The sequence below is a fragment of the Cystobacter fuscus genome (assembly GCF_044360685.1).
Taxonomy (GTDB): Bacteria; Myxococcota; Myxococcia; order Myxococcales; family Myxococcaceae; genus Cystobacter; species Cystobacter fuscus_C.
Genome location: NZ_CP043491.1, coordinates 6,121,998 through 6,134,288, shown reverse-complemented (window position 1 = coordinate 6,134,288; position 12,291 = coordinate 6,121,998). Strand labels below are relative to the sequence as shown.

Sequence of the window (12,291 nt, the reverse complement as noted above, 5' to 3'; positions counted from 1 at the left end):
CGCTGGTTGTGGGATGTTCCGGCGCCGCGCACCTCTTTTATTGATTCGCGCGAAATCCTGGGCCTAACGTGCATTCCATCAACGCCGTACTGGCTGGAGGGAACACATGAAGAACGCGATGTGGGCTGCGGGTTTGTCGTTGACGATGGGTCTGGTGGTGGGCTGCGGCGGTGTCGTCGACGACGAGACCACGCAGGAGTCATCTGAGCTGGAAACCCGTCAGGATGCCATTCCGGACTGCTCGTCTGGCGACTACTACACCATGTATTTCAGCGACGCCACGTACACCACGCTGATCGGTGGCAGGGGCTGTCATTGTGGCACCTACGCCTCGTGGGGCCAGACGAGCACCTACAGACAGTACTCCGTGGATTGCGAGTAGGATCCAGTCCCTCGTGCCCCTCTGGCGAGGACTGTGTGCGCCAGGGCGGCGAGCGGCTCTCCCGTACATCGCAGCGAGTGCCTTCGCCCGCACCGTATTCAGTGGGCCTTCAGGCCGAAGTGAGCCTCGATGCGCTGGGTGGGAGGGTTGCCGCCGCTCTCCTCGAGCACGCCGAGACACCAGCGCGCCGCTTCATCCAGATGGGGCGTGACGAGATGGCGGCCGTTGCGCGGCCGGACTTTGTGGAAGGTGGAGAGCATCAACCGCAAGAAGGGGGAGTTGAGGACCAGGGCATGGCCGAGCACCTGGGTCTCGATCAGGGCCGCGTGCTGCTTGAGCCACTCGGCATGACGCTGGCGGATCTCGGCGGGGAGCATGGGCGCCTGCCTCATGTCGAAGAGGACGACGTGCTTCTCCTGGCGCCGCAGGTAGGTGAGCCGCCGCACGAGATACTCCTCGAAGTGCGCGAGCGGGACCACGCCTCGTGGCTGGACGATGAGCAGGGGCCAGAGGGAGTCGTCCACGAGCAGGGCGGGCGAGGGAGTGTCGTTCGGCATGGGTGTTACAACTCTTCTATGTCCCGTCTAGATGAGTGGCTCACGGGGCCAGGGCCTGATCGATGTCCCGGATGATGTCCGCTGGGGCCTCCAGGCCGATCGACAAGCGGAAGACGCCGTCGCCCGCCCAGGCGCGGTAGCGCGCCAGCAGCTCCGGGGAGAGCTGGAACGAGGTGCGCTGCAACTCGTCGGTGGGCAGGTAGAAGACGAGGCTGTGGGGCTTGCCGAGCGAGACGGCGTAGTGGACGACCTTCAACCGCTCGGCGAGACGGCGCGCCACCGCCGGGGCGTCCTCGGCTTGAAAGGCAATCATGCCGGAGGTGTTGCGCAACTGCCGGCGGGCGAGGGCGGCCTGGGGGTGGGAGTCGAGCCCCGGGTAGAGAACGTGGTGCACGCGGGGGTGTGTCTCCAGGAAGGAAGCCACCTCGCGGGCCGTGGCCGCGTGGGCCGCCATGCGCTGGGGCAGGGTGGCGAGGCTGCGCAGCAGCAGCCACGCGGGAAAGGGATTGAGCACGGCGCCCAGGTGGATGAGCGAGTCCTGGCGGAGCGCGGCCAGCTCGGCCTTCCTCCCGACGACGACTCCGCCCAGCACGTCCCCGTGGCCGCCGATGTACTTGGTCAGGGAATGGAGGACGAAGTCGGCCCCAAGTGCCAGGGGTTGCAGGCCGATGGGCGTCGCGAGGGTCGCATCGACGGCGACCCGGGCCCCGACGCCGTGCGCGAGCGTGGCCACCGCCTCGATGTCGGTCAGCTTGAGCACGGGGTTGCACGGTGACTCCAGGTAGACGAGCCGGGTCGTCGGGCGCAGCGCGGCGCGCACCTGCTCGAGGTCCGAGGTGTCCACGGGGGTGACGTCCACGCCATAGCGCCGCAGCGTCCCGCGGACGAACTCGGCCGTGCCCGCGTAGCAGACATCACTGATGACCAGGTGGGTGCCGGGCCCGAGCAGGTGCAACAGCAGCCCGGTGATGGCCGCCATCCCACTGGCGAAGCACAGCGCGTCCTCGCCGCCCTCGAGGTCGGCCAGGCGCCGCTCCAGGGTCCGCACGGTGGGGGTCGACCACCGGGCGTAGAAGAAGGGCGACTGCTCCCCCATGTCCACGGCGGAGAAACCCACCCCCTCCGGGTGGGCGCGGAAGGTGGTGGAGAGCACCAGGGGGGTGTTGAGCGGTGCGCCCTCCTCCTCGGCCTCGTCGGTCCGCACGAGCCGGGTCCGCACATCCCATTCCGAAGTCATTCGTGTGTTCCTCGCGGTCTGAAGAGGGGGCAGCGCAGCACGGGTTGGGGCGGGTACTTGCCCGGCAGCACGGGGCAGAGGATGAAGGTGGACGTCTTCGTCCGCACGTACTTCGGAGGCGCCGCGCAGCGGTGGCAGAGGCTCGTGGGGAACGGCAAGGGGGACGGTTCGGTGTCGTCCACGGTCGGGCTCCTCCCTCCAGGGAGGCGGTGAAACTACTCCGCCCTGGCTCCTTCTCGTAGAGTTCCTCACATAGAGGGGTGAACTCATGCATGCAGTGCGGCGATTCTCGCTCGCCGGGATGGACTCCGGACGAGGCACCTCTCGGTTGGTCCGTGACGGACAGGTGCTCGACTTCACTGTCGAGGGCTTGCTGCTGGAAGCGCAGCTCGAGCTGGAGGACGGCTCCTGCCTCGTGTGGTTGACCCAGGACTGTCCCTTCGAGGAGCTGCTCTCCGTGTACCTGGTGGGGCGCGAGGGCCAGCTCCTGGACTCCGTCTCGGCCGGCGCACCCTACACCCCCGGCATCCTCTCCATTCGGGCCATGGGACCCGACTGGGTGGAATTCGGCTTCTTCGGAGACTCCCCCTACCGGCTCCAGGTCGAACCACAGGCCCGGTTCAGAAGATGGCTGCCCCTCGGCTGGGGATACCACCGGTGGCTCGCCAGGCACCGTCTCACCGTCCACAAGCTTCGTCCGTAGGTCCATGAGCCAGTCAAATGCACGGTGTCTCGGAGCGATGCCCACATAGAACGTCTTGGTGAGCACGAATGATTGATATGTATTTGAATGACATTGTTTTGTGTATGTCTTTACGTGCCAAATGAAAGCAATTGCCGAGGCATGCAATTAATTAAAGACAAACTCCCATTTATTTTGTGTCTGTCTTTTTCAATAAAACACAAACATGAATTGGGGCTTGCCTTTGATTATGGCAATCATTGTCACGAAACAAGATAGGAATTGATGGAGACATGCGCTCGGCATAGGATGGGTGGCGCATGGCCCCTTCCGACGCCTCATCCGGGACCCTCGAGTTCTCCACTCCGCTCCTCTGCCAACAGCTCTGGAATGGTGACTACCAGGTGTTTCCCGTGGCCGCGCCGGCCCTGACGAGCCATGCGTCCACCCTCGAGGCGTGCCTCGCGGAGCAGCGGCTGTTCCTCGAGGAGCACCTCTCCCGGATCGAGCCCGAGCACCTCGCCCGGTTCTCCTTCCCCGTGCGGATCCGGCTGGAGATGATGGAGATCCGGGCGGCGCGCGCGGATCTCCCCAAGCGGCTCGCTACCTCCACGCTCGTCGAGTTGGCCTCGGTCGTCGTCCCGCTCGCGGCCGAGACCTGGGTCTTCGTCCCCGCGTTGGAGCACACCGTCTTCGTGGGCCCGGCCCAGGACGTGCGCGAGACCGTGCGCGCCGATGTGGAGCGGTTGCTCGCCGCGCGGGAATTGAGTGCTCCCGACTTCCTGCGGCTGTTGCCTCCCCGGACCGTGACACTCGAGACCCTCGTGCTCACGCTCCGGCGCGAGGAGGCGGGCGACAAGGCCCTCAAGGCCCGGAAGAAGCTGGAGGAGAAGCTCCAGCGCGACCAGGCCCATGAAGTGCTTCTCTCCGTGTCCGTGCCGCTGCACGACCGCGAGGACGCGCGCCAGGGGCCACCGCTCCTGGGCCGGGACACCGAGCTCGCCTTGCTGGGCACCCTCGTGGGCGGCGAGAAGCGGCAGGGTGTGTTGCTCGTGGGTCCGGAGCGGGTGGGCAAGACGGAGCTGCTCCAGGCGTGGATGCGCGCCGAGCGCAAGGCGGGCCGCCCGCGGCGGGTGTATGCGACGAGCGGCTCGCGTCTCATCGCCGGCATGTCTGGCTTCGGCCAGTGGCAGGAGCGCGTCCTGCGGGTGATGCGCGCCGCGAGGGAGCTCGACGCCGTCCTCTTCTTCGAGAACCTGGGCGAGCTGCTCGCCCAGCACTCCACGGAGTCCGTCAACATCCCCGGCGTGATGAAGCCCTTCCTGGAGGAGGGCAGGGTGCGGCTGCTCGGGGAACTCACCTCAGAGTCGCTCGACCTCCTGGAGAACCAGCACCCCGGCTTCTTCTCCCTGCTCGCGCGCGTGCGCCTGGAGCCCCTGAGCACGAAGCAGACCCGGGAGGCGTTGCGCGCGCGGGCCGCCTGGCAGCGGCAGGCGGAGCCCTCGCGGCCCCAGTTGGCCGAGGACGCGGTGGAGCCCCTCGTGGAGCTGGCCGAGCGCTATCTCCCCGGTGGCGCGATGCCCGGCAAGGCGGTGCGGCTGTACGAGGAGCTGCGCGCGAGCCTCCATCAGGCGCGCACGGGGGATGGCCAGGTGCCCCTGCTCACCCGGGAGCGGCTGTACTCGCTCTTCAGCCTCAAGACGGGTGTCCCCGAGTTCCTCCTGCGCGAGGATCGCGCGCTGCTCGCCGCGGACGTCGAGGCGTCCTTCCGCCGCCAGCTCGTGGGGCAGGAGGTGGCGGTACGCCGGGTGGTGGAGACGCTGTGCATGGTGAAGGCGGGGCTCCAGCCCCAGGGCAAGCCGCTGGCCACCTTCCTCTTCGTCGGCCCCACCGGCGTTGGGAAGACGGAGCTGGCGCGGCTGCTCGCCACGTTCCTCTTCGGCTCGCCGGAGCGGATGTTCCGCTTCGACATGAGCGAGTTCATGGATGCCTGGGCCGCCGAGCGGCTCATCCGGGGCAGTGCCCGGGGGCCCGGACTGCTCACGCGGCGGGTGCGCCAGCAGCCCTTCTGCGTGCTCCTGCTCGACGAGATCGAGAAGGCCCACCCCGCCGTGTTCGATCTGCTGCTCCAGGTCTGCGGGGAAGGGCGGCTCACCGACACCCAGGGCCAGACGGCCTGGTTCCACAACGCCCTCATCATCATGACGAGCAACCTCGGCGTCGCTCACCGTCGCACCCCCCTGGGCATCGGCGCCGCGCCGGTGGACGACACCGAGCACTACCTGCGCGAGGTGCACCGGCACTTCCGTCCCGAGTTCGTCAACCGCATCGACCAGCTCATCGCCTTCCACCCGCTCACTCCCACCCAGGTGGAGCAGGTGGCCCGGCTCACCGTGGACAAGCTGCGACAGCGGCGCGGTCTGCTCCAGCGGGGGCTCGATCTCCAGGTACCGCCCGAGCTCCTCGCCTCGCTCGCCGCGTCCGGCTACCACGAGGCCCATGGTGCCCGAGCGCTGCGCCGCCATCTGGATCAACAGCTCGTCGTGCCCCTGGCCCGCGCGCTCTCCGCCGCGGGCCCCGAGGCCCAGGGCGGGGAAGTCACCCTCCACTCCGGTCCCCAGGGGCTCTCGGTGGCGTTGTCCCCGGGCAGCCCCAGGCAGGCGCGTCATCAACTGGAGCGGGTGGAGGCCCTCCAGGCGGAGCGGCGAGCACTCGACGCCATCCTCCGCATGGATGCCGTGGAGCGGCTCGTGGAGCAGGTGCGCTTCCTCGTGGCCCAGCTCGCGCAAGGGGCCCGCCCGAACCGGGGTCACGAGGCCATCTCCCTCGGGCAACTGCATCACGAGCACAGCCGGCTCGATCTGCTCTGGGCCCAGGTCCAGCGGCTGCGCGCGGCGCTCTCGGCCGCCGAGGAGCTGGCGCTGCTGGCCCTCTTCGAGCAGCAGGACATCTCCTCCTTCGTGGAGGATGCCCGGGAGCAATCACGCGCCCTGCGCCGGTTGCTGCCCTCGGTGTTGCTCGCCTTGCAGCCCCAGCGTGATGGCATCACGCTCATCGTCCAGGAGGCGGGGGAGACGCGTGCGCTCGACGCCTGGCTGTCGCCGCTGCTCGAGGAGCTGCCCCGCCGCGGGTGGGTGGCCGGTGGCCGCCTCTCCGTCGCCCGTCACCACAAGGACGACAAGCGCCGGTGGCGCGATGAGGTCCTCTCCGCCGAGGCGTTGTCGCGGGCGCTCGGCGAGCCCGGGCGCGCATTCCACGAGGTGTTGTTGTCGGTCAGTGGCCCCTATGCCGGCTCGTTCCTGGCGCTCGAGGCCGGACTGCACCGCTTTCCCCCCACGCCGCGCGACGAGCCCGTCCTGCTCACCGTCCAACCCGTGGCGATGAGGCCCCACCTGTCCCAGAAGGAGCTGGAGCTGCCCGCCATCGCTCCGCCCGCGCCTGTTCCCCTCAAGGAGCTGCGATTGATGCCCGCCGTGCGTGAGCACCAGCCCGGGGGAGACGTCGTCCTTTGCGACGGCGCGCGAACCGTCTCGCTCGGTGCCCGGGGGTATTTCCAGGACTGGGAGCACCTCCTGCTCGAACACCTCCTGCACCTGGAGCGCTCGGGAAGCTTCGATCCCGAGAGCGCTCCCGCCTTCGTCCTCGACGCGCTCCGAGCCGCCACGCCATGAACCTGACCCTCGCCGTCTACCAGAGCCGGAGTGCCTCGGGGGGCATGCGGTGGACCACGCTCGGACTCGGCCCGTATACCCGCAGCCGCGACGGGAAGGGCGCGGTCAAGCTTCAACAGAAGCTCGTGGAGGACCTGCGCGGCCTCCTGGGCGAGCTGCCCCCGCGTGAGCTGGCGTGCTTCCAGATGCCTCGCGGCATCCGGCTGGAGCGCGTGCAATTGGAGCTGGATTTCAAGCGCGTGCGCTCGGGAACCGATACGCCCCGGCTCTCCGGCCTGTTTCCGTTGATCCTCGAGCCGCGCTGGCGCACCCGGAGCGAGCCCCTGTTGATCGCCTACCATCCTTCGCGCCAGCAGGAGTGGTTCGCCGTCGAGGCGGGCCTGTCCCTGGAGGAGCAGGCGAAGGTCTTCTTCACCCACGCCTGGGCGCGGCTGGAGTCCGAGGAACTCGAATCGCTGCGCTCCAACCGCAAGGACAGCCTCAAGGCGTTCTCGTTCGTCGCCCAGCCTCCGTCACTGCTCGACCAGCTCGGCGCGAAGAAGGGCCCCTGGGCGGACCTGGAGGTGGAGGATCGGCCCGGCAAGGGCAAGAAGCGCCCGAAGAAGGGGAGTGGCACCCGGGTACTGCACACCCTGGGCACGAACCTCACGCTCCAGGCGGCCGAGGGCTCGTTGGCGATCGGCATGCCCCGGGTGCCCTATCGCGAGCAGTTGCAGCGACTGCTCGGCGGAGAGCGGCGCACGCCGGTGCTGCTCGTCGGGCCCCCGGGGTGTGGCAAGAGAACCCTGCTCAAGCACTTCGTGGCCGATCAGCTCGACGCCGACGGCTTCCAGACCCACCGCAACCTCGACAAGGTGACCGAGGTGTGGACGATCGCCGGCAAGCGGCTCATCGCCGGCATGAGCTATGTCGGGGACTGGGAGCAGCGCTGCCTCCAGGTGCTGGAGGACGCCAGGGGAGGGCGCCGCATCCTCTTCGTCGAGGATCTCCAGGCCTTTGGTCTCCTGGGCCGCACGCGGGACAGTGACACCCACCTCGCGCTCTTCTTCCAGGGGGCGCTCGCGCGGGGGGAAATCACCCTGGTGGGCGCGGTGACGCCCGAGCAGCTCCAGCGGCTGGAGTCGGACGCGCCGTCCTTCGCCGCGCTCTTCACCCAGGTGCACGTGCGCCCGACGAGCGCCGACGAGACGCTGCGCATGTTGCTGCACGAGGCGCGCGAGCTGGAGTCCAGACACGCACTCTCCTGGCATCCCCTGCTGTTCCCCGTGCTGCTCGAACAGGCCTCGTCCCTGTTCCCCGGCGCCGCGCTTCCCGGCAAGGCGTTGGATCTGCTGCGCGAGCTGGCCACGGGCTCCCAGAGCGAGGGCCGGACGCTCGGCGTGGAGGCGCTTTTCACGCACCTGGCGGGCCGCACGGGCCTGCCGTCCACCCTGCTCAGCGCCCGGGAGCCCCTGGCGCCCGAGGAGGTCCACGCGGCCCTCTCGCGCAAGGTGATGGGCCAGCCGGACGCCGTGCGCGAGGCGTGCGATCTCGTCGCGCGCATCCATGCCGGGCTCACCGACCCCCTCAGGCCCTACGGCGTCTATCTCTTCACCGGTCCCACCGGCACGGGCAAGACGGAGCTCGCTCGCGCGCTGGCCAGCTACCTGTATGGCGATGCCTCGCGAATGATCCGGCTCGACATGGCCGAGTTCCAGACGCCGGACGCCGTTGCCCGGCTCACCGGGGATCCGTGGCGGCCCGAGGGCCATTTGACCCGGCTCATCCGCGAGCAGCCCTTCTCGCTCGTGTTGTTGGATGAGATCGAGAAGGCCCACTCCTCGCTGCTCTACCTGCTCCTGCAGCTCTTCGACGAGGGCCGCCTGACGGATGCCTCGGGCGACACGGCGGACTTCACGCACACCGTCATCGTGATGACGAGCAACCTGGGCGCCCGGCGCAAACCTCCCGTGGGCATCGGGGAGCCGGACGCGCGCACTCTCGCGCTCGAGGCGGACCGGGCCGTGCGCGACTTCTTCCCCCCCGAGCTCTTCAACCGCATCGATCGCATCGTCCACTTCTCGCCGCTCTCGCGCGAGGTGGGGGAGAAGGTCGTCGAGAAGGAACTCGCGCGGCTGCTCGCGCGGCAGGGGCTCACCTCGCGCAACATCTTCGTGTCCGCGGACGACGCGGTGAAGCGGCGCATCGTCGAGGAAGCCTTCGACGCCCGCCTGGGCGCGCGGCCCCTCAAGCGCTACCTGGAGGAGCACGTGGGCCAGGTGCTCTCCGACGCCATCATCCGCGGCCCCCAGTCCCTCTTGCGCCTGTTCCAGCTCTACACCCGAGAGGAGCGCTTCGAGGTCCAGGCCGACGCGCTCATCCCCCGCGAGCCCGTGGCCGAGGGCTTCGCGCTGGAGCCCCTCCTGGAGCTGCCCATCCCGGCCCTGCGCGAGAAGCTGCTCGAGGCCCACGAAGCCGTGCGCGCCATGCGCGAGAGCGAGGCACTCGGCGCCCTGTCCGAGCAGGTCCGCTTCCACCTGGAGCGGTTGCAGGCCGGTGAGCGCGAACACGCCGAGTCGCTCTACACGCTCGACGCCATGCGCATGTACCTGGAGCACTTCGCCACCCAGCTCGAGTCGCTCGCCCGCGCGCCCGAGGAAGAGGCCCGGGAGATGATCGAGGCGCAGCGGTTCAACCTCTTCGATCGCCGGGCGCTCGCCCCGGTGCGGACCGCGACCCGCGAGCAACTGCTCGATGCGCTGGCCGAGGTGTACTTCCTCCAGCGCGTCCTCCGGGGACTCTCCCGGCCGGATCAGCACACCGTGCTGCTGGAGCTGCTCCCGCTGGGACAGTGGCGCCGGGGCGCGGGCTCCGGCTCGCTGCTCACCCGGTGGTTGTGCACGGCCTACGCCCACTCGCGCGGAGCGATCGAGTCCTTCGCCGCGCACCTGCCAGGAGGCGCCGTGGTGTCCGGGGGACTGCGCCAGCTCCGGGAGTTCCTGCACGCCTCCACCGTGGAGCCGGTGCACGCCGCCATCAAGCTGGTGGGTCCGGGGATCCGCCCCTTCCTCGAGGGAGAGAGCGGGCTGCACGTCTGGCAATCCTCGGGGCGGCTGCCGGAGATCGTGAAGGTGCGCGTCCACGAGGCCCAGGCCCCCGCGCCCGCGGTGCTGCTGGCGGGACATGGCGCCCGGCTTCAGGCCTTCCACCAGGCGCGGCAGGAGGGCGTGCGACCCCTGCCCGAGGATCCCGAGGCCGCCATGCCCGTGGTCCGGGCCTACCGCTTCGAGCCTCCCGCGCGACAGGGCCTGGCCGAGCTGGAGCTGGACGACTACCTGCTCACCTACAGCGGCACCCACCGGGTGCGCTCTCCCGCCGAGGCCCTGCCCGTGCTGTGGCGGTTGCGGATGAGCCAGAACCCGGCGGGCCCCGAGCGGGGAGGGCGCCATGAGTGACAAGAGCCTGCGCGTCTACTTCTCCACCCACCACGATGGCCGGCTCACGGGGCAGCTCCTGCCCGTCTGGGACAGCTTCTTCGACAAGCCGCCTCCCTCCGCCTACGGCACGAGCGAGTCCGAGGTCCTCTCGCTGCTGGAGACAAGGGTGCGGCAGTTGCTGCGTGAGGACGACGCCGCGCTCGAGCGCTTCCTCTGGGAGGAGGAGCTGGAGGCCCGGACCATCACCGTGGAGATCCACCCCCAGACGGTGCACAAGAAGCGGCCGGTCATCTCCCAGGCGCTCATTCCCCTGCGGCTCACCTACGTCTACGGACGGATGGAGAGCGGTGCCTGGCGCGTGCGGGTGCCGCGCTTCGACTGGTCCTTCGTGGTGGAGGATCTCTCCATCGCGCGCGATGTGTTGCAGAACGCGCTGAGCACCGCGCTGCTCGGGGAGAAGCCCAAGGGCCTGTATGACTTCCGCCACGAGGGCGAGGAGTACGTCCGGGCGTGGGATCCGCTCGGCCCGCGGCGCGAGGTCCGTGGCGGCGCGCGGCGGGAGCCTCCCCCCGAGGTGCTCGATCAGGTGGGCGAGGAATTGACGTCGCGCGCCCTGGGCGGCCGGCAGCCGGCCCTGGTGTACGACGCCGAGGCGATGCGCGAGTGGATGGAACTCGCCCAGCGCAGGCCCCCTCCGTCGCTGCTGCTCGTTGGCGGCACAGGCACGGGTAAGACGAGCCACGTGTCGATGCTGGCGCGGCGGATCGCCGAGCGGCGGCGCGAGGACAAGACGGTGCGCCTGCCCGATATCTGGCGCACCAGCGCCGAGCGGATTGTCGCGGGCATGGTGTACCTGGGCATGTGGCAGGAGCGATGCCTGAAGCTCATCGACGCGCTGTCGCACGAGGAGAACTACCTCTTCGTGGATCGGCTCACGTCGCTGCTCGCGCCCCAGCCGGATGGCTCGTCGATTGGAGATCTGCTCCTGCCGGCGGCGATGAGCGGGGAGATCTCCCTCATCGCCGAGTGCACCGAGGCCGAGCTCGAGCGCTGCCAGCGGCGCTTCCCGGAGGCGCTGCGGCCCTTCCGCATCCTGCGCATCGAGTCTCCCCCGGCATCGCGGATGCCCGAGTTCATGCTGCGCTACCAGTCGGTGCGGCGCAGCCGGGTGAGCATCCATCCCGTGGGGCTGCGGCAGCTCGTGGCCCACCTGGACACGTTCCAGCGCGACAGCCTGTTTCCGGGCAAGGCCTTCCGCTTCCTCGACTGGTTGGAGCAGCAGGGCGAGCGCGGCCAGTCCCGGACGCTCTATCCGCGCGATGCCTCCGAGGCCTACGCACGCTATTCGGGCCTGCCGCTCCAGCTCATCAGCGACGAGGTCCCCGCCGAGCGCCACGCGCTCGCGGCGCAGCTCCAGAAGGGTGTCATTGGCCAGGAGCGGGCGTGTGGGCTGGCCGCCGGAGTGCTCGCGCGGTTCAAGGCCGGGCTGAATGATCCGGACAAGCCCGTGGGCACGCTGCTCTTCGCCGGACCCACGGGGGTGGGGAAGACGGAGCTGTCCAAGCAACTGGCGCGCACGCTCTTCGGCGACGAGCAGCGGATGATCCGCCTGGACATGTCCGAGTACATGTTGCCCGGCTCGGCCCAGCGGTTGATGGAGGTGGGACCGGGCATCACCAGCCTCGCCGAGCGGGTGCGGCAGCAGCCCCTGTCTCTCGTCCTCTTCGACGAGCTGGAGAAAGCACATCCGGAGGTCTTCGATCTGCTCCTGGGCATCCTGGGGGAGGGGAGACTGACGGATGGGTTGGGGCGCCTGGTGGACTTCCGGATGACGGTGGTGTGCATGACGAGCAATCTCGGCGTGGCGCACTCGGAGCCGGCGGGGTTCGGGGCGGAGCGGGGTGCGGAGGACTTCACGCGGGCCATCCGTCAGGCCTTCCGGCCGGAGTTGTTCAACCGCATTGATCACATCATCCCATTCCGCCGCCTGACGGAAGCGGACGTGCTGCGCATCGTGGACCTGGAGCTGGAGAAGGCGGCGTCGCGGGCGGGGCTCTTGCGGCGCGGGCTGAAGCTGGTGGTGGAGCCGGACGCGCGGGCGTGGCTGGCCCGGCATGGGTATGAGCCTCTGCTGGGGGCCCGGCCCTTGAAGCGGCTCATCGAGGCGAAGGTGATGGCGCCCATCGCCGTGCGGCTCGCGGCCCATCCAGAGCTGGAGGGCGTGCTGCTGCCCGTGGTCGTGGCCGGCAGCGCGGCCGAGCGCGGATTGCGGCCCGAGTACCGTGCCCTCGCCACGCTCCTCGACCAACCCGTCGCGTAGCAGCCGCCCTGGTTCTCTTGGCCCTG

General features: G+C 69.4%; 8 protein-coding genes. 5 read left to right on the top strand and 3 right to left on the bottom strand.

Annotated elements, in window-relative coordinates; genetic code table 11:
• The first annotated feature begins 106 nt into the window (after positions 1-106).
• Positions 107-382 (top strand): hypothetical protein, encoded by a 276-nt coding sequence (locus F0U63_RS25160; RefSeq protein WP_395833166.1) that lies wholly within the window; start codon positions 107-109, stop codon positions 380-382.
• A gap of 98 nt (positions 383-480) precedes the next feature.
• Here the strand turns inward: F0U63_RS25160 and F0U63_RS25155 are convergent, their stop codons facing one another.
• The 3 genes from F0U63_RS25155 to F0U63_RS25145 are packed head-to-tail and all read right to left on the bottom strand — an operon-like array spanning position 481 to position 2,358.
• Entirely contained in the window at positions 481-939 is a 459-nt protein-coding gene (locus tag F0U63_RS25155) for a hypothetical protein (protein WP_395833164.1), read from the bottom strand.
• A 40-nt stretch (positions 940-979) separates the two neighbouring features.
• Positions 980-2,176 (bottom strand): trans-sulfuration enzyme family protein, encoded by a 1,197-nt coding sequence (locus F0U63_RS25150; RefSeq protein WP_395833162.1) that lies wholly within the window; start codon positions 2,174-2,176, stop codon positions 980-982.
• Complete coding sequence (locus F0U63_RS25145; protein ID WP_395833160.1) at positions 2,173-2,358, bottom strand: hypothetical protein; 186 nt, start codon at positions 2,356-2,358, stop codon at positions 2,173-2,175. Before F0U63_RS25145 ends, F0U63_RS25150 begins: the two co-directional genes overlap by 4 nt.
• 86 nt (positions 2,359-2,444) lie before the next feature.
• Between F0U63_RS25145 and F0U63_RS25140 the strand changes: the two genes are divergently transcribed.
• The 4 genes from F0U63_RS25140 (at position 2,445) to F0U63_RS25125 (ending at position 12,265) form a co-directional block, all read left to right on the top strand.
• Positions 2,445-2,879, top strand: a complete 435-nt coding sequence (locus F0U63_RS25140; RefSeq protein ID WP_395833158.1) for a hypothetical protein — start codon at positions 2,445-2,447, stop codon at positions 2,877-2,879.
• Between the two features lie 299 nt (positions 2,880-3,178).
• Positions 3,179-6,529, top strand: coding sequence for an AAA family ATPase (locus tag F0U63_RS25135; RefSeq protein WP_395833156.1), 3,351 nt, complete (start codon positions 3,179-3,181; stop codon positions 6,527-6,529).
• Positions 6,526-9,963, top strand: a complete 3,438-nt coding sequence (locus F0U63_RS25130) for an AAA family ATPase (protein WP_395833154.1) — start codon at positions 6,526-6,528, stop codon at positions 9,961-9,963. The genes F0U63_RS25135 and F0U63_RS25130 overlap by 4 nt, the downstream gene beginning before the upstream one ends.
• Positions 9,956-12,265: an AAA family ATPase gene (locus F0U63_RS25125; protein WP_395833152.1), complete on the top strand. Its 2,310-nt coding sequence runs from the start codon at positions 9,956-9,958 to the stop codon at positions 12,263-12,265. The genes F0U63_RS25130 and F0U63_RS25125 overlap by 8 nt, the downstream gene beginning before the upstream one ends.
• Positions 12,266-12,291: the final 26 nt, after the last annotated feature.

What these genes read in the sequence shown, in the direction of transcription:
- F0U63_RS25130 (WP_395833154.1), top strand. Translation starts at nt 6,526, where the DNA reads ATGAACCTGACCCTCGCCGTCTACCAGAGCCGGAGTGCCTCGGGGGGC.
- F0U63_RS25125 (WP_395833152.1), top strand. Translation starts at nt 9,956, where the DNA reads ATGAGTGACAAGAGCCTGCGCGTCTACTTCTCCACCCACCACGATGGC.
- F0U63_RS25160 (WP_395833166.1), top strand. Translation starts at nt 107, where the DNA reads ATGAAGAACGCGATGTGGGCTGCGGGTTTGTCGTTGACGATGGGTCTG.
- F0U63_RS25135 (WP_395833156.1), top strand. Translation starts at nt 3,179, where the DNA reads ATGGCCCCTTCCGACGCCTCATCCGGGACCCTCGAGTTCTCCACTCCG.
- F0U63_RS25140 (WP_395833158.1), top strand. Translation starts at nt 2,445, where the DNA reads ATGCATGCAGTGCGGCGATTCTCGCTCGCCGGGATGGACTCCGGACGA.
- F0U63_RS25155 (WP_395833164.1), bottom strand. Translation starts at nt 939, where the DNA reads ATGCCGAACGACACTCCCTCGCCCGCCCTGCTCGTGGACGACTCCCTC.
- F0U63_RS25150 (WP_395833162.1), bottom strand. Translation starts at nt 2,176, where the DNA reads ATGACTTCGGAATGGGATGTGCGGACCCGGCTCGTGCGGACCGACGAG.